This window comes from Promicromonospora sp. MS192 (genome assembly GCF_049532985.1).
GTDB lineage: Bacteria > Actinomycetota > Actinomycetes > Actinomycetales > Cellulomonadaceae > Promicromonospora.
The window spans coordinates 1,690,132-1,705,927 of sequence record NZ_CP186693.1 but is presented as its reverse complement, the minus strand read 5'-3'; the positions used below and the strand labels follow the sequence as shown (position 1 = coordinate 1,705,927).

The window sequence follows — 15,796 nt, the reverse complement described above, 5'->3', positions numbered from 1 at the left end:
CCGCCGGGCTCAGCGCCCCGCGCCGTGGTGCGCCGGACCGAGCAGGGGAAGCCACACCGTGTCCACGATCTCGACGATCGCCTCGTCCGGCACCGCGCCCATGGTCATCAGCATGTCGTGCCGCACCAGGTCGAAGGGCAGGTTCACCACGCGTTCGGATCGCGGTACGTCCGCCAGCTCGCCACGTTCGACGGCGCGGTCGACGAGCGTCGCGAAGGGGCGCGTCCGGTCCGCGAGGCCCAGGCGGCCGCGCAGGTCGCCGAAGGTGGTACCGGTCTCGCGGAAGTAGTCCGCCAGCCAGACGCGCATGAGGATCAGCATGCGGGCCCGCTCGGCGTTGACCGTCCGGAGGAAGACGAGGGCGTCCTGGCGGAGGCCGCCGGTGTCCGGGAGGTCGAGCGGGTGCCAGTACCGTGCGAGCGTGGCGACCAGGAGGTCCTCCCGCTGGGGCCACCGCCGGTAGAGCACCGGCTTGCTCGTGCCGGCGCGCGCCGCGACGGCCTCGTACGTGAAGCCGTTGTAGCCCTGTTCGACGAGCACGTCCCAGGCGGCCTCGGTGATCGCGTTCTCCAGTGCGGCACCCCTGCGCCGCGTGGGTATGTCCTCCGTAGGCCCCTTGCTCACCACGAACCCACCTCTCCTCTCCTGCCGCTCCGCCGAGCAATTAGATTCGCTTGCGTATCTTAGCGGGCGGTCCTACGCTGGCTCGATAAGAAACGGCATCGTTTCTTAACAGTGCCCTGCGTCCAGCCAAGGAAGATGCGCATGTCCATGATCAACGCCGCGCTCGTGGAATCGTTCGACGAGCCGCCGCACGTCCGCTCCGTCCCCGCCCCCGCGCCCGCCCCCGGCCAGGAGGTGGTGGACGTCCTCGCCGTCGGCGTGCACCCCGCAACTCGCGGCATCGCGGCCGGCAAGCACTACACGAGCCCCACGTCGCTGCCCGCCCTCGCGGGGGCCGACGCGGTCGTCCGCCGAGCGGACGGCAGCCTCGGCTACGTGATGCTCATGGGCGCCGGCACCCTGGCCGAGCACATCGCCGTCGACCCGGCCGCCGTCATCCCGGTGCCGGACGGAGCGGACCCCGCGGTCCTGGTCGCGACCATGAACCCGGCCCTGTCCTCGTGGGGCGCGCTGCGCACCCGCGTCCCGTTCCAGACCGGGCAGTCGGTCCTGGTGCACGGAGCGACCGGCAACGCCGGATCCATGGCCGTCAAGGTCGCCAGGCACCTCGGCGCGGGCCACGTGGTCGCCGCCGGGCGCAACCGCTCGCGCCTGGACGAGCTCACCACCCAGGGAGCGGACCAGATCGTGCAGCTCACTCCCGACCAGGACGCCACGGCGGCCGCTCTCGCCCGGGCCGCCGCGGAGGTCGACGTGGTCCTGGACTACGTCTGGGGGCCGCCCACGGAGCTCGCCATGCGCGCCGTCCTGGGAGCGCGGACCCAGCACACCCGCGTGCTCGACTGGGTACAGATCGGCGGCACGGGCGGCGATGCGATCACCCTGTCCGGGCATGCCCTGCGCTCCAACGCGTTCCGCATCCTCGGCAGCGGGTTCGGCGCGGTGGACACGGAGGTGATGCTGCGGGAGTTCACGGAGCTCGTCGCCGCGATCGCCGCCGGTGCCATGGCCGTGCGCCCGCACCCGTTCCCGCTCGACCAGGTCGAGGCGGCGTGGGCCCACCAGGACGCGCCCGGGGAACGCACCGTCATCCTCCTGTGACCCGCCCCGGAGACGGGACTGCGGGTGGGGCCGACGAGCTCGCGCTCGCCGACCCCACCAGGGCGACGCCGGCCTCGCAGAAGCCGGGCTACCGCACCCTCAGCTCCTGGTAGGCGGCCGCGTGCGGCGCGTACGTCGGGTCACCCGAGTAGGCCACGTGCACGCGGTACCTCCCCCGCGGCAGGCCGGTCGTGTCCAGGCCGACCAGCGCCTGGCCCCGCACCAGCGGCACCACCTGGACCGTGCCGCCGAAGGTGACCGCCACCTCACCGGTCGGCCGCGGCGCGGCGTGGGTCCGGTGCGCGGGCGCCACGGTCACCTCCAGCCGGAACGTACCGCCCGCCACCACGGACGCCGGCGTCGCCTCGGCCTTCACCGTGACCGCCTTCGTACCCGTCGGCACGGGCGTGACCTCGGCGGCCGCCGACCGGTTCGGGTCGAAGACCGACGTCGCGACGACCCGCAGCGACGACGCCGTCTCGTCCGGCCCGACCGAGAGCAGGCCGTCGGCCGAGATCGTGGTGCCCGGCGAGGAGGCGCCCTCCACCGACCAGGTCACGGCGGACGAGGCGCCGTGGGTCGTGGCCACCTCGGCCGTGAACTGCTCGGTCCAGCCCCGGGCCACCGTCGGTGCGGCCGGGGTCACCGACACGGTACCGACGTGCTGGAACAGCCGCGGGGCGAAGTCGATCAGGTTGAGCTGCCACGCGTCCCAGTTGTGCCCGTGCGCGGTGTAGCCGTTGAACTCGTAGTCCACCCCGATCGCGTCCATCGTGGCGATCCCGTTCACCACGCTGGTGTAGGTGGTGTCGGTGATGTTGCCCGAGTAGAACCGCAGCAGGGTCGTGCCGTCGTTGATGGCCTGCACGGTCGCGGCGTCGACCGCACCGCCGAAGCCCGCGGCGAAGACGCCCACGTACCCGAAGGTGCCGGGACGCGCCTTGAGCGCGGTCACGGTCTGCCCGCCGCCCATGGACAGCCCGGCGTGCGCCATCTCGTCCCGGGCGCTGGACACGTTGAGCTGCTCCCGGGAGGTCGGGACGATCCGCTGCAGCAGCTCGTCGGTGAAGTTCACGCCGTTGCCGTTGGCCATGACGACCACCATCGGGACGGTCGCCCCGTCGAGGTACAGGTTGTCCAGGATCTGCCGGGCCCGGCCCATCTCGACCCAGTCCGTCCAGGACTGCCCGCTGCCGTGCTGCAGGTACAGCACGGGATAGGGCACCTCGCGGTCGGCGTCGTACCCCGGCGGCGTCCAGACCCAGGCGCTGCGCGTCGGGTTGCCCGCGGCGGTGCTCGGGTACTCCATCACCCGCAGGTCACCGCCCGTGCCGGCGGGGGCGTCCGCCAGGAGGCGTGCGGAGTCACCGGGCACGTAGAACGTGCTCCACGTGGGTTCGGTGGTCACGCTCGTCGGGTTGCCGGTGTCCTTCCTCTGCACGCGGTCCACGTGCAGGCGGTAGTAGTAGAAGCCGGGCTCGAGCTGACCGACCGTGGCCCGCCACCGGCCGGCGGAACGGGACATCTCCATCCGGACCCAGCGCTTCGACGGGCCGAAGTTGCCCCACACCGTCACCGTCTGCGCCGTGTCGTACTCGGCGGGCGCCTCGAACGTCACGAAGCCGTCGTCGGTCAGGTACGGCGTCGGCGTCGTGCCGGCGGGCGGAGGCGTGAAGGTGCCCGTCGCCGGCAGGTGACCGGGGCTCATGCCGTGGTCGTCGATGTCCTGCGGGTCGCGGAAGATGCGCTGGGAGAAGTCGTGCAGCGACTCCTGCCAGTGGTTCCAGTTGTGACCGTGGTCGGGGTCGATGCCGTCGAACTCGTGGTCGATGCCCGCGGCCTCCAGTGCCGGGATCGAGCTCACGACCGAGTTGTAGGCGAGGTCCGTCTTGTTGCCGGTGTAGAGCCGCAGGAGGGTGGTGCCCTCGTTGATCGCCTCGGCGTCCACGCCGTTCGTGCTGCCGAAGCCGAAGCCGAACGTGCCCACGTAGCCGAACACCCCGGGGTTGGTCTTGAGCACCGTCATCGACTGGCTGCCGCCCATCGACAGCCCGGCGAGCGCCATCTTCGCCGGCTCGTCGGAGACGTTGAAGTGCTCCCGGGACGCCGGGACGATCCGCTGGAGCAGCTCGTCGGTGAAGCTCACGCCGTTGCCGTTACCCATCACCACGACGGCCGGGACCATGTCGCCGTCCCGCACGAGGTTGTCGAAGATCTGCCGTGCGCGGCCGAGCTCAGTCCAGTCGCGGTAGCTCTGGCCGCCACCGTGCTGGAGGTAGAACACCGGGTAGGGCTCGGCGCGGTCCGCGTCGTAGCCCGGCGGGGTGTAGACCACCGCCGTGCGGGTCTGCCCCTGGGCGGTGGACTCGAAGGTCATGTCCTGCAGCGACCCCCCGGTGCCGGCGGGCACGTCGTTGAGGAAGAACCCGTCCGGCCCGGGCACGTAGAACCAGCGCCACGTGGGCTGGACCTCGTTGGTGTTCGGGTTGGTGGTGTCGGCGAAGTGCAGCGTGTCGTCGGCGGTGAGCTGGTAGTGGTACAGCCCCGGTTCGAGCGGGCCGATCACGTCGGTCCAGCTCGACCCGCTGCGGGCCAGGTTCACCTGGGCCCAGTTGTCCGACGGCCCGAAGCTGCCGCGGGCCACGACCTGGGACACCGGGCGGCCGGTGGCCGCCTCGACGGCGGCGTTCGGCACCGTCCACCGCGCGAAGACCCCCTGGCCGGGCACCTCCTGGACCGTGAGCCAGGGCGTCTCGGCCGCGGACGCCGGGGCGGTGGCCGCAGCAGTGCCGACGAGTGCGCCGGCGAGCGCCAGCGCCCCCGCGGCGGCCAGTGCGGTCCACCGGCGCAGCGACGAGCGCCGCCGTCCGCGTGGACCCTGAGTGGTGATCGTCATTGATTCACTCCCATCTGACACCTGCCCGCGGGGGGTGGCTCCCTCCGCGTCGACAGGGCGGGCTCGCGGCGACGACCGGCGGAGTGCCCGGCCAGCGTTACAACGTCGTAACGGCCCGAATCGGAGTCATGCTGGCGCGGCCCGATCACCTGTGTCAATAGGGTGATCTGGTCGAGTACGACGTTGGAACCAGGGTCAGCAGACCTCACCCGGGGAGGCGCCCCCGGCCCGTTGACACCCATCGCGCGAGGCCCTACTTTATCGATAAACATCAACGGGTGCGATGAGGCACCGAGAGAGAGACCGCCGTGACCGATCGACTAGTGACCGGGTACGTGGCCGAGCGTCGACTCACGCACGACGATCCGGGCCGACATCACCGACTCCACCACCTCGCCGGGTGCCGCCGCACCGGCCTCGACACGCCGCAGCAGCAGCTCCATGATCCGCTCGGCCATCGAGTCGTTGTCCGGGTCCATGGTGGTCAGGCGCGGCACGAGGTACTCGCCCTCGGCGTCGTTGTCGAAGCCGACCACCTGCACGTCGTCCGGCACCCGCAGGCCGAGGTCCGCGAGCGCCCGCAGCGCGCCCATCGCGGCCGCGTCCGTCAGGGCGAAGGCGCCGTCGAAGGGCACGCCCTCACGGTGCAGCCGCATGACGGCCTCGTACCCGTCCTTCGTCGTGTACGAGGCGGCGTCGACCACGAGCCGTTCGTCCACCGGTACGCCCGCCCGGGCGTGAGCGCTGCGGTAGCCGCGGCTGCGCAGCGTCGCCATGCTGTCGACGCCCTGGTCGGGCCGGCCGCCGAGCAGCGCGACGCGCCGCGCGCCCCGGTCGAGCAGGTAGGACGTGGCGAGCTCCGCACCGCCCACGTTGTCCATCATCACGTGGTCGAACTCGCCGGACAGGCGCCGCTCCCCGAGCAGCACCACGGGCACCTCGATGCCCGCGGCCCGTACGTCGGCGCTGTCGATCTGCACAGGGCTGAACACCAGGCCGACGTAGGGCCGTACCCGGTCGGCGGAGATGGCGGCCAGCTCGCCCTCCCGGCTGGCGCCGGTGCGCTCGATGATGACGTGGTACCCCTGCGCCTGGGCCAGCGTGTCCAGCCGGGCGGCGAGGTGCGCGTAGTAGGGCCCGTCCAGGTGCGGCACCAGCAGGCCGATCGCGCCGCCGCGGCCTGCCCGGAGCTGCCGCGCGGTGGCGTTCACCCGGTATCCGAGGCGGGCCACCGCCTCGAGCACGCGGGCCCGGGTGTCCTCGCTGGCCCCCGGCCGCCCGTTGATGACGTTGGAGACCGTCATCTTCGAGACCCCGGCCTCGAGGGCCACGTCGCTCATCTTCACCACGCCGACCATCATGACACCCCGCGATCGGCGCCCCCGTCCCGTCGTGCCGGCATCGCCCCATGGCTCTGATCAAGGAGGACCAGACCGCCGTGAAACAGCTCCTCTACTCGAAGAGGCTCGCGCCCTACCTGTTCATCCTGCCGTTCCTGGTGACCCTCGCGGTCTTCTGGGTGGTGCCGCTCGGGCGCTCGTTCGTGATGAGCACCCAGGAGGTGCTCTACGGGCAGACGGCCTTCATCGGCGGTGCCAACTACGAGCGGCTCTGGCAGGACCGCATCTTCTGGCAGGCCCTGTTCAACAGCATGCGCTACATGGTGCTCACGCTCGTGCTGCTCATCCCGATCCCGCTGGCGCTGGCGGCGCTGGTCAACTCGAGCATCGGCAGCGCCCGCATCAAGGCGTTCTTCAAGGCGTCGATGTTCGTGCCGGCACTGACCTCCGTGGTCGTGGCGGGCATCGTCTTCCGCCTCATCTTCGCGGAGTCCGACTCCGCGATGATGAACCAGGTGGCCGAGTTCTTCGGCTTCGGTCCCGTCCGGTGGCTGCGCAGCGACCTCACCGGTCTCGTGGCGCTGCTGGCCATCGCCCTGTGGCGGTGGACCGGCGTCAACATGATGTACTTCCTGGCCGGGATGCAGGCGATCCCCACCGAGTACTACGAGGCGGCGTCGATCGACGGGGCGAGCAAGCTCCGCCAGTTCATCCACATCACGATCCCGAACATCCGGCCCACCATCGTCTACGTCGTGACCATCAGCGTCTACGGCGGCCTGGCGATGTTCCTGGAGAGCTTCATGCTCTACGCCGGCAACAACTCCCCCAACAACCAGGGCCTCACGGTCGTCGGTTACCTCTACCGCAAGGGCATCGAGGAGAACGACCTCGGCTTCGCGTCCGCGGTCGGCGTGGTGCTGCTCGTCATCGTCATGACGATCAACATCTGCTACCTCGTCGCCAGCGGCACCTTCAAGAAGGAGGCCGCGTGATGGCCGCTCTCCGAGAGCAGACCCGGACGACGACCGTCCCGACCGCCGCCCCGCGCCGCCGCGGGCCGTCCACCGCGGCGTGGGTGCAGAGCGCCTTCCTCGTCGTGATCGCCCTGATCTCCCTGGTCCCGTTGCTGGCGATCTTCGTGGGCACCTTCCAGGACGGCAACGAGGTGATCCGGCGGGGCATGACGTTCGACGTCGACCTCGGCACGCTGAGCCTGGACAACTACGTGCTGCTGTTCACCGACTCGGGCCCGTACTTCCGCTGGTTCGTCAACACGCTGCTGCTGACGGTCGCGCAGGTCGCGGGCACCCTCCTGGTGAGCTCGTTCGTCGCCTACGGCTTCGCGATGTACGAGTTCCGGACCAAGACGCTGTGGTTCATCATGGTGCTCCTGGTCATGACCGTGCCGTTCGAGATGCTCATGCTCCCCCTGTACGTGCAGGTGAACGACATGGGCCTGGCCGACACCTACACGGTGATCGCGCTCCCGTTCCTCGCCTCGGCCGTGACGATCTTCTTCTTCCGCCAGTACTTCCTGGGCATACCCAAGGAGATCATCGAGGCCGGGCGGATGGACGGCGTGAGCGAGTTCGGCATCTTCTTCCGGCTGGTGCTGCCGATCACCAAGCCGGCGATGGCCGCCATGGCGATCCTCAACGGGATGATGTGCTGGAACAACTTCCTCTGGCCGCTGCTGGTGCTGCGCAGCCCCGAGAAGTTCACGCTCCCGATCGGCCTCAACACGCTGCTGACGCCGTACGGCAACAACTACGAGCTGCTCATCATCGGGGCGTTCTTCTCGCTGATCCCCGTCCTCATTCTTTTCCTCGCGTTCCAGCGGTTCTTCATCGAAGGAATCACCGCGGGAGCGGTCAAGGGCTGACCCCTCCCCAGGCTTCACCTTCCCTCACGAGAGATAACGGAGAAACTCATGACAAGGCTACGGACGACGGTGTCCACGGTGGTCGCCGCGCTCGCGGTGACGGCGCTGACCGCCTGCGGTGGTGGTCAGCCGGAGGCACCCACGAAGAACGCCGACGGCTCCACCACCCTCAACATGTGGACGTTCGCGGACGTGCACGCGACGTACTACGAGGAGATGGCCGAGCGGTGGAACGAGGCCAACCCGGACCAGGAGATCCAGCTCGAGGTCACGGTCTACCCCTACGACGACATGCACAACAAGCTGCAGCTCGCCGTGAACTCCGGTGAAGGCCTGCCGGACGTGGTCGACATCGAGGTGAACAAGTTCGCCAACTTCGTCAAGGGCGAGAACCCGCCGCTGCTCGACCTGACCGAGTACGCGGCGCCGTACAAGGACGACGTGGTCCAGGCGCGCCTCGACCTGTACAGCAAGGACGGCACGATCTACGGGTTCCCGACCCACGTGGGCGCGTTCACCACCTTCTACAACACCGAGGCGCTCGAGGGCGCCGGCATCGACTACACGACCATCAAGACCTGGGACGACTTCAAGGAGGCCGGGGTCAAGTACCACGAGGAGACCGGCAAGGCCTTCGGCGTCGCCAGCACCAGCGTCATGTTCCTCGAGCCGCTCATCACGGCGCAGCTCGGCGGGCAGTACATCGACGCCGAGGGCAACGTGCAGGTGAACAGCCCCGAGGTGGTCGAGACCCTCTCGATGATGAAGGACATGCAGGACGCCGGTGCGATCTCCACCATCCCCGGCGGGAGCCCCGACTCCGAGGAGGCGTACGGCGCCATCAACGACGGCGACTATGCGGCCATCGTCTACCCGGCCTGGTACACCTCCCGGTTCGTCGACTACATGCCCGACCTCGCCGGCAAGGTGGCCATCGCCCCGGCGCCGGTCACCGACGACGCCGTCGTCCAGACCATCGGCGGTGGCGGCACCGGTGCCGCCGTGCCGGCCGTCTCGCCGAACAAGGACCTCGCGGCGCAGTGGCTGGCGTTCGCCAAGCTGTCCCCCGAGGCGAACGTCGCCGTCTGGGAGGTGCTGGGCTTCGACCCGGTGAACATGTCCGTCTGGGAGGACGAGGAGGTCACCAAGAACCCGGACAACAAGTTCAACAAGTACTTCCAGACCAACCTGTTCGACGTCCTGAACGAGGTCAAGGACGGCATCGGGCACTTCGAGTCGTTCAGCGACCCGAACTGGCCCACGGTCGACGACACGTTCCGCACGGTCACGCTCAACGAGATCTACGAGAACGGCACGCCGGTCCAGGATGCCCTGGACCAGACGCAGGCCGACCTGCAGAACCAGCTCGGGCAGTAGTCCCGGCTGATCGCGCGGGCGGGGCGGCCGGCCACGGCGGCCCCGCCCGCGCGGCGCACGCCTCACGCACCAACCACCGAGGAGTACATCACCCATGCTGTCCGCATCCGTCACCATCGACCCGGCGTTCGTCGTCGGACCGGTGCGCCCCCGCACGTTCGGCTCGTTCGTCGAGCACCTGGGCCGCAGCGTGTACACGGGTCTGCACGAGCCCGGCCACCCGACCGCCGACGCCGACGGGTTCCGGGGCGACGTCGCCGAGCTCACCCGCGAGCTCGGCGTCTCGACGGTGCGCTACCCCGGTGGCAACTTCGTCTCGGGCTACCGCTGGGAGGACGGGATCGGCCCCGTCGAGCAGCGTCCCAGCCGGCTCGACCTGGCCTGGCACTCGACCGAGCCCAACCTCGTGGGCGTCGACGAGTTCATGCGGTGGTGCGCCCGGACGGGCGTCGAGCCCATGATGGCCGTCAACCTCGGCACCCGCGGGGTCCAGGAGGCCCTGGACCTGCTGGAGTACTGCAACGTACCCGGGGGCACCACGTGGAGCGACCTGCGCCGGGCCAACGGCGCCGAGGACCCGTACCGGATCACGATGTGGTGCCTGGGCAACGAGATGGACGGGCCCTGGCAGATCGGCCACAAGACCGCCCACGAGTACGGTCGTCTCGCGGCCGAGACGGCACGGGCGATGCGGATGATCGACCCGGACCTCGAGCTCGTGGTGTGCGGCTCGTCGGGGTCGCAGATCGACACGTTCGGCGCCTGGGAGCACACCGTGCTGACCGAGTCCTACGAGCACGTCGACCACGTCTCGGCGCACGCCTACTACTGGGAGGAGGACGGCGACCTCGCCTCCTTCCTGGCCTCCGCCGTCGACATGGACCACTTCGTCGACTCGGTGGCCGCGACCGCCGACGCCGTGCGCGCGGCCGGCAAGCACACCAAGCGCATCAACATCTCGTTCGACGAGTGGAACGTCTGGTACCAGAAGCGCGCGGAGTCGCGTCCCCCGTCGGGCGACGACTGGCCGGTGGCGCCCGTGCTGCTGGAGGACCGTTACAACGTGGCCGACGCCGTGGTCGTCGGCAACCTCCTCATCTCGCTGCTGCGGCACACCGACCGCGTGCACGCGGCGTCCCTGGCGCAGCTCGTGAACGTCATCGCGCCGATCATGACCGAGCCGGGCGGCCGGTCCTGGCGGCAGACGACGTTCCACCCCTTCGCGCTGACGGCCCGGCACGCCGCCGGCGACGTGCTGCGCCTGGCCGTGGACGCCCCCGTGCAGGAGACGGCCAAGTTCGGCCCGGTGCCCGTGCTCGACGCCGTCGCCACCCACGACCCTGAGACCGGCGGCGTCGTGCTGCTCGCGGTCAACCGGTCGCTCACGCAGGACGTCGCGCTCGAGGTGGACCTGCGCGGGTTCCCCGGCCTGCGCGTGGCGGAGGCCCTGACGCTGTCCAACCCCGACCACACCTGGTCGGCGACGGCCGACGACGCCACCTCCGTGCTACCGCGGCCCAACGCGTCCGCCAAGGTGGCCGACGACCACGCGCACGCCGAGCTGCCGCCCGTGTCCTGGTCGCTGATCCGGCTCGAGCGGGTCTGACCTCGTGAACCGGTCCGGAGGCCGCTCCGGACCGGTTCTGCCTCAGGCCCCGGCGAACGGCCCGTCCGCGCCGAAGGCGTACCGCGCGAACCGTTCGCCGATCAGCCCGTGGGTGGCGGTGTCCGGGTGCAGGGCGTCGGGCAACGGGTGCTCGACGGCGTCGTCGGGGCCGTAGAGCGTGGTACCGTCCAGGTAGTGCAGGTTCGGGTCGGCACGACGCTCGACCACCTCGGCCAGGGCGTCGCGGATCACCCGGAGCGTGAGCTTGCCCTGCCGCTGCTCCTCGCTGCGGCCGGTCGCGACGAACCGGACCTGGTCGGTGCCGAGGGTGGCGGGGTCGACCGCGCCCGGCCCCGGGGTGTCCTCGTGGATGGCGCAGAAGATCGCCGACGCCAGCACGATCGGCGTGTCCGGGTGGCCGTCGCGGATCGTGTCGAGGAAGCCGTGCACCGCCGGGACGAAGGTGCGCAGCCGCATCCCGTCGAGGTTGACGACGTTGATGCCCAGCTTGAGGCTGATCAGGTCGGCCTCGCTGTCACGGATCACGCGGGCGAGGAACGGGTCCACCAGCGCGCTGCCGCCGAGGCCGAGGTTGCGCAGGTCGACGTCGCCGAGCCGGGCCGCGACGGCGGGCCAGATCCGGGTTGGTGCGGTCGCGTTCGAACCGTGGCTGATGGAGCTGCCGTGGTGCAGCCAGACGCGCCGGGAGGGCTCCACCGCGGCGACCGGCGCGTCGGTGCGCAGCTCGACGAGCTCCACCGACTCGTTGTGCGGCAGCCACAGCTCCACGACCTTGTCGCCGCCGGGCAGGCCGTCGAACGTCGCCGTGTGCGAGGGGCCGGGCCGGAACTCGGAGGACCCCGTCTGGAGGTCGGCCTCGATCAGGTCACCGCCGTCGAGCACCGTGCTGGCCACGGGCTCCCCGTCGACCACGAGGTCGACGGCGCCCCGCGGCCGGTCCGCGCCCCGGTAGGCGACACGCAGCGGATGGGTCACGAGCGACACCGTGCGGGCGGAGGTGGCCACCACCACGCGCACGCCCGACGGCTGGCCCTCCACCATCAGCAGCTGCGGGTCCGGGAACTGGTCGCGGACCCACAGCGGGAGACGGTGCGGGCGCAGGCCCCGGGCCGTGGCCTCGACCTCCGTGGTGCCGTGCAGGAACGCTGCGGTCAGGGGTGTGGTGAACATGGGGGTCCTTTCCTGTGCCGGCTCGCCGGCGTCACGTCTCCTGGCCGGTCGGCCAGGTGCGCAGGAGGGTGTCGAGCGCGTCGACGGTGCGGTGCCACGACACCTCCGGGGCGGGTTCTCGGTGGTCGAAGCTGCCCACGTGCTCCAGCGTGAGGTAGCCGTTGATGGTGCTGCCCACCAGCCGTGTGACCGTCACGCGGTCGCCCGGCGGGATGTCGTACCCCCGCAGGACGGCGTCCATGAGCGCGGCGACCGTCCGGGCGGCGTCGGACGCCGCGACCGCGGGCCCTACCCGGCGCTGGAGCGACTGCCAGCGGCCGGGCCGTTCCCGGGCGAACGACCGGTGCGCCTGCGCGAGCCCGTCGAGCGCGGGGTGCCCTGCCCGGCCGGCGACGGCCTCGGCGATCCGGCCCGCGAGCTCCTCCAGCGCGAGCGTGCTGATCCCGTCCAGGAGCGCGGCGTGGTCGCGGACGTGCGAGTAGAGGCTGGGCGTCCGCACGCCGAGCCGCCGCGCGACGGCGGACAGCGTGACGGCCTCCAGGCCGTGCTCGTCGGCGAGGACCGCCGCCTCGGCGACCACCGTGGCGGGGGTGAGGGCGGGCCGGTTCATCTCTCCAGCCTATACCCATTAGGTCCATACCTATAGCTAGTAGTCCGCACCCTCGGCGACGGCGGGACGGCGCGCCCGCTGCTCTGAGCAGTCCTGCTCTGGGCAGATGTTCCCGCCGGCACCCCTCCCAGGAGTGCACGGTGAGGTCATGACCGACACACCGAAGCCGCCCCAGTTCGGCACCCACTCCCGACGCGAGCTGTACGAACGGCGCGTCCTGGTCCTCGACGGACCCCTGGACGACGACAACGGCACCCTGCTGATGACACAGCTCATCGCGCTGGCCACCGAGGACCCCTCCGACGACATCGACCTGTGGATCCACTCCCCCGGCGGCTCGGTGCCGTCGATGCTGGCGATCCGCGACCTCATGCGGACCATCCCGAACGACGTCTCGACCCTGGTGCTCGGCATCGCCTACAGCGCCGGCCAGTTCCTCCTGTCCGCGGGCACGAAGGGCAAGCGCCGGGCCCTGCCGAACTCCCGCGTGCTCATGCACCAGGGCTCGGCAGGCATCGCGGGCACGGCCGTGGACGTCGAGCTGCAGGCCGACGACCTGCGGCACACCCGCGACACCATCCTGCGGCTGGTCTCCGAGGACACCGGCCAGCCGGTCGACCGCGTCTTCGAGGACTCCCTGCACGACCACTGGTACACGGCCCAGGAGGCGCTCGACTTCGGGTTCGTCGACACGATCGTCACCAGCTTCGATAGCATCCGGCCGCGCGAGCGCCGGCGGACCGGCTTCAGCACCGTGACGGAGGAGGACGCCCGATGAGCACCTACACCATCCCGAACGTCATCGCCGCGCACCCGCGGGGCGAGCGGATCATGGACGTCTACTCCCAGCTCCTGTCGGAGCGCATCATCTACCTCGGCACCGCGGTCGACTCGGGGGTCGCCAACGCCCTCATCGCGCAGCTCATCCATCTGGAGTCGAGCAACCCGGACGGCGACATCCAGCTCTACATCAACTGCGAGGGCGGCGACCCGAGCGCGGGGATGGCCATCTACGACACGATGCGCTACATCCGCTCCCCCGTGTCGACCACCTGCGTGGGGCAGGCCGTCGCGGTCGGCGCCGTCCTCCTGGCGGCCGGGGCCGACGGCAAGCGGGCGGCGCTCCCCCACGCCCGGGTCGTCCTGCACCAGCCCGTGGCCCAGGGCCGTGGCGCGATCCCGGACCTGATCCTGCAGGCCGACGAGGTGGTGCGCATCCGCGCCGACATGGAGGCCGCGCTCTCCCGGCACACCGGCCAGAGCACCGCCACCCTGCGCGCCGACACGGACCGCGACCGGATCTTCACCGCCGAAGCGGCGCGGGAGTACGGCCTGCTGGATCACGTGATCGACCAGCGCTGACGTGGCGGGACGGCGTCGGCGGCCGGGGCACCGGGGACTGAGGCCCGGAGCCCCGGCCGAGCCGTCAGGCGGCGAGCGCGAACGCCGCCTGGCAGGTGGGCTGCCCCGCCGTCCCGCGCACCGGCACGGCCTGCCGGACGACGACCAGGCGGTCGGCGACCGCGAGGACCAGGTCGACCAGCTCGATCTCCAGCGCACCGGTGATCGCCGCGATCATCTCGCTCGACGGCTCCTTGACGCCGCGCTCGATCTCGGAGAGGTACTGGGGCGAGATCCCGGCGCGGCGGGCCGTCTGCTCCAGCGTCTCCCCGCGCAGGCGGCGGAGGTGGCGCAGACGTTCACCGAGCATGTGGCGCAGCAGCGGCTCGCGCCTCGGGCGTGGGGGCGGGACGGTTTCGGCCATGCCTGAGCGTAGGTCGGGGCCACCGGCGGGCGGCGCGGGTTCTGCTGAGAGCAGCGGCGCGCCCGTTCTCCCCCACCGGCCAGCCGGTGAGACCGCCGAGGTGCGGCGTTCCCAGCCACAGCATGGCCCGCGTGGCGCTCAGCAGGAGAACCACGCCCGGACAGCCGGCATGACCGTCGGGCGAAATTCGCCCCGCGGTGAGGAACGGGACAGCCGGAGTTCACGACCGGGGCGGCAGCACGTCCAGCCAGGAGTCCTGGAGCAGCGTCACGACGGCTCCCGACCCGAAGGTGCAGTTGCTCAGCACGGTCGCGGTCGTACGGGTGGCGGGATCGTGCGTCGACCGGAAGGCGACGCCCGCGTCGAAGCCGCCCATCACGACTGCCGGGTCCTCCGGGTGCAGCCAGAATCCGATGCCGTACCGCAGGTCCTCGTCCGGCACGTCCGAACGCGGGCGGGTCATCTCGGTGAGCACGTCGGATGGCACGATCGCACCGGCATGCAACGCCTGCCAGAACTGGTGCAGGTCAGCGGCCCTCGTGTAGGCGCCGCCGTCACCGTTGCCGCGCACCGGCAGGTGCAGCACGTTGCTCCGGTCGCCCTCCGGGTGCAGGTAGCCCAGGGCGGCGTCGCCGGGCAGCTCGTCCGACCGCAGGTATGCCGTGCCGGTCAGTCCCGCGGGCCGGATCACCTCGGCGTCCACGACGTCCTGGAACTGTCGCCCGGTGACCCGCTCGAGCACGATCGCCAGCACGACGTAGCCACCGTTGCAGTACGTGAACCGCGCACCAGGCTCGTGCTTGCTCGGCAGGCCGTCCAGGATCGGGAGGAACGACTCGGCGGTCTCCAGGGTGTGCACCGGGACGGAGAGGACATGGTCGGCGGGGTCCCAGTCGTCGTCCTCGTCGAGGTAGTCGCCCATCCCCGAGGTGTGGGTGAGCAGGTGCTCGATGGTGACGCCGTCGTCGATCAGGGGAAGATCGTCGCGGAGGAACCGGCGCACGGGGTCCTGCAGCCGCAGCGTCCCGGCCACGACCTGCCGCATTATCGCAAGGGCGGTGAAGCTCTTGCTGCCGCTCGCCATCGCGAACCGCGTGGCCGAGGTGTTGGGCACCCGCAGGGCACGATGCGCGAACCCGTAGGAGCGTTCCAGGACTCTGTGATCGTCGACGTCGACCGTCACGGTCCCGCTGAACGATCGCTCCGCCGCCACGGCGTCCAGCTCGGCAAGGCTGATCATTGTGCTGCCCTCTCCCTCCGGTGGCCGGCACCACGCCGGATCACGCCGTCGCGGTACGTTCCCATCCGGGTCCGGCATCGCACCAGCAGAAATCCGCCGAGCGGTGAGCGTCCCGGCACCGGCACCGGCACCGGCGCCCGGCGTGCCGCAGCCGTGGCCGC

14 protein-coding genes are annotated in these 15,796 nt (G+C 70.9%); 7 read left to right on the top strand and 7 right to left on the bottom strand.

What is annotated here, in order from left to right:
* Positions 1 to 9: 9 nt before the first annotated feature.
* Positions 10 to 624, bottom strand: a complete 615-nt coding sequence (locus tag ACO229_RS07650; RefSeq protein WP_423464414.1) for a TetR/AcrR family transcriptional regulator — start codon at positions 622 to 624, stop codon at positions 10 to 12.
* 141 nt (positions 625 to 765) lie between these two features.
* Here ACO229_RS07650 and ACO229_RS07645 point away from each other — a divergent pair, with 141 nt between their 5' ends.
* Complete coding sequence (locus ACO229_RS07645; protein WP_423464413.1) at positions 766 to 1,725, top strand: quinone oxidoreductase family protein; 960 nt, start codon at positions 766 to 768, stop codon at positions 1,723 to 1,725.
* Between the two features lie 88 nt (positions 1,726 to 1,813).
* Here the strand turns inward: ACO229_RS07645 and ACO229_RS07640 are convergent, their stop codons facing one another.
* On the bottom strand, positions 1,814 to 4,621 hold the full coding sequence (locus tag ACO229_RS07640) for an alpha/beta hydrolase-fold protein (protein WP_423464412.1): 2,808 nt from the start codon (positions 4,619 to 4,621) through the stop codon (positions 1,814 to 1,816).
* 320 nt (positions 4,622 to 4,941) lie between these two features.
* Positions 4,942 to 5,961, bottom strand: coding sequence for a LacI family DNA-binding transcriptional regulator (locus ACO229_RS07635; RefSeq protein ID WP_397410675.1), 1,020 nt, complete (start codon positions 5,959 to 5,961; stop codon positions 4,942 to 4,944).
* 68 nt (positions 5,962 to 6,029) lie between these two features.
* On the opposite strand from ACO229_RS07635, the gene ACO229_RS07630 reads away from it, so the two are divergent.
* The 4 genes from ACO229_RS07630 to ACO229_RS07615 all read left to right on the top strand — a co-directional run bounded on the left by ACO229_RS07630 (position 6,030) and on the right by ACO229_RS07615 (position 10,829).
* Complete coding sequence (locus tag ACO229_RS07630; protein WP_423464411.1) at positions 6,030 to 6,956, top strand: carbohydrate ABC transporter permease; 927 nt, start codon at positions 6,030 to 6,032, stop codon at positions 6,954 to 6,956.
* The gene (locus ACO229_RS07625; protein WP_423464410.1) at positions 6,956 to 7,846 is read left to right on the top strand and encodes a carbohydrate ABC transporter permease; all 891 of its coding nucleotides are present in this window, start codon (positions 6,956 to 6,958) and stop codon (positions 7,844 to 7,846) included. Before ACO229_RS07630 ends, ACO229_RS07625 begins: the two co-directional genes overlap by 1 nt.
* Positions 7,847 to 7,894: 48 nt before the next feature.
* Complete coding sequence (locus tag ACO229_RS07620) at positions 7,895 to 9,223, top strand: ABC transporter substrate-binding protein (RefSeq protein ID WP_423464409.1); 1,329 nt, start codon at positions 7,895 to 7,897, stop codon at positions 9,221 to 9,223.
* A 94-nt stretch (positions 9,224 to 9,317) separates the two neighbouring features.
* A complete protein-coding gene (locus ACO229_RS07615) occupies positions 9,318 to 10,829 on the top strand; it encodes an alpha-N-arabinofuranosidase (RefSeq protein WP_423464408.1) in 1,512 nt (503 codons plus the stop codon).
* Positions 10,830 to 10,871: 42 nt separating this feature from the next.
* Here the strand turns inward: ACO229_RS07615 and ACO229_RS07610 are convergent, their stop codons facing one another.
* Together ACO229_RS07610 and ACO229_RS07605 are read right to left on the bottom strand one after the other, a co-directional pair.
* Positions 10,872 to 12,020, bottom strand: a complete 1,149-nt coding sequence (locus ACO229_RS07610) for a GDSL-type esterase/lipase family protein (RefSeq protein WP_423464407.1) — start codon at positions 12,018 to 12,020, stop codon at positions 10,872 to 10,874.
* 31 nt (positions 12,021 to 12,051) lie between these two features.
* Positions 12,052 to 12,630: a TetR/AcrR family transcriptional regulator gene (locus ACO229_RS07605; RefSeq protein WP_423464406.1), complete on the bottom strand. Its 579-nt coding sequence runs from the start codon at positions 12,628 to 12,630 to the stop codon at positions 12,052 to 12,054.
* Positions 12,631 to 12,778: 148 nt separating this feature from the next.
* Here ACO229_RS07605 and ACO229_RS07600 point away from each other — a divergent pair, with 148 nt between their 5' ends.
* Positions 12,779 to 13,408 carry a ClpP family protease gene (locus ACO229_RS07600; RefSeq protein ID WP_397410240.1) on the top strand — a complete coding sequence of 210 codons (630 nt, stop codon included), beginning with the start codon at positions 12,779 to 12,781 and terminating at the stop codon, positions 13,406 to 13,408.
* Positions 13,405 to 13,992 (top strand): ClpP family protease, encoded by a 588-nt coding sequence (locus tag ACO229_RS07595; RefSeq protein ID WP_423464405.1) that lies wholly within the window; start codon positions 13,405 to 13,407, stop codon positions 13,990 to 13,992. The genes ACO229_RS07600 and ACO229_RS07595 overlap by 4 nt, the downstream gene beginning before the upstream one ends.
* Before the next feature lie 64 nt (positions 13,993 to 14,056).
* Here the strand turns inward: ACO229_RS07595 and ACO229_RS07590 are convergent, their stop codons facing one another.
* On the bottom strand, positions 14,057 to 14,395 hold the full coding sequence (locus ACO229_RS07590) for a helix-turn-helix domain-containing protein (RefSeq protein ID WP_397433947.1): 339 nt from the start codon (positions 14,393 to 14,395) through the stop codon (positions 14,057 to 14,059).
* 220 nt (positions 14,396 to 14,615) lie between these two features.
* Positions 14,616 to 15,635: a serine hydrolase domain-containing protein gene (locus tag ACO229_RS07585; RefSeq protein ID WP_423464404.1), complete on the bottom strand. Its 1,020-nt coding sequence runs from the start codon at positions 15,633 to 15,635 to the stop codon at positions 14,616 to 14,618.
* Positions 15,636 to 15,796: the final 161 nt, after the last annotated feature.

Bases quoted from the DNA above. Each gene is read 5' to 3' on its own strand.
- ACO229_RS07645 (WP_423464413.1), top strand. From the start codon at position 766: ATGTCCATGATCAACGCCGCGCTCGTGGAATCGTTCGACGAGCCGCCG.
- ACO229_RS07640 (WP_423464412.1), bottom strand. From the start codon at position 4,621: ATGACGATCACCACTCAGGGTCCACGCGGACGGCGGCGCTCGTCGCTG.
- ACO229_RS07635 (WP_397410675.1), bottom strand. From the start codon at position 5,961: ATGAGCGACGTGGCCCTCGAGGCCGGGGTCTCGAAGATGACGGTCTCC.
- ACO229_RS07630 (WP_423464411.1), top strand. From the start codon at position 6,030: ATGGCTCTGATCAAGGAGGACCAGACCGCCGTGAAACAGCTCCTCTAC.
- ACO229_RS07625 (WP_423464410.1), top strand. From the start codon at position 6,956: ATGGCCGCTCTCCGAGAGCAGACCCGGACGACGACCGTCCCGACCGCC.
- ACO229_RS07620 (WP_423464409.1), top strand. From the start codon at position 7,895: ATGACAAGGCTACGGACGACGGTGTCCACGGTGGTCGCCGCGCTCGCG.
- ACO229_RS07615 (WP_423464408.1), top strand. From the start codon at position 9,318: ATGCTGTCCGCATCCGTCACCATCGACCCGGCGTTCGTCGTCGGACCG.
- ACO229_RS07610 (WP_423464407.1), bottom strand. From the start codon at position 12,020: ATGTTCACCACACCCCTGACCGCAGCGTTCCTGCACGGCACCACGGAG.
- ACO229_RS07605 (WP_423464406.1), bottom strand. From the start codon at position 12,630: ATGAACCGGCCCGCCCTCACCCCCGCCACGGTGGTCGCCGAGGCGGCG.
- ACO229_RS07600 (WP_397410240.1), top strand. From the start codon at position 12,779: ATGACCGACACACCGAAGCCGCCCCAGTTCGGCACCCACTCCCGACGC.
- ACO229_RS07595 (WP_423464405.1), top strand. From the start codon at position 13,405: ATGAGCACCTACACCATCCCGAACGTCATCGCCGCGCACCCGCGGGGC.
- ACO229_RS07590 (WP_397433947.1), bottom strand. From the start codon at position 14,395: ATGGCCGAAACCGTCCCGCCCCCACGCCCGAGGCGCGAGCCGCTGCTG.
- ACO229_RS07585 (WP_423464404.1), bottom strand. From the start codon at position 15,635: ATGATCAGCCTTGCCGAGCTGGACGCCGTGGCGGCGGAGCGATCGTTC.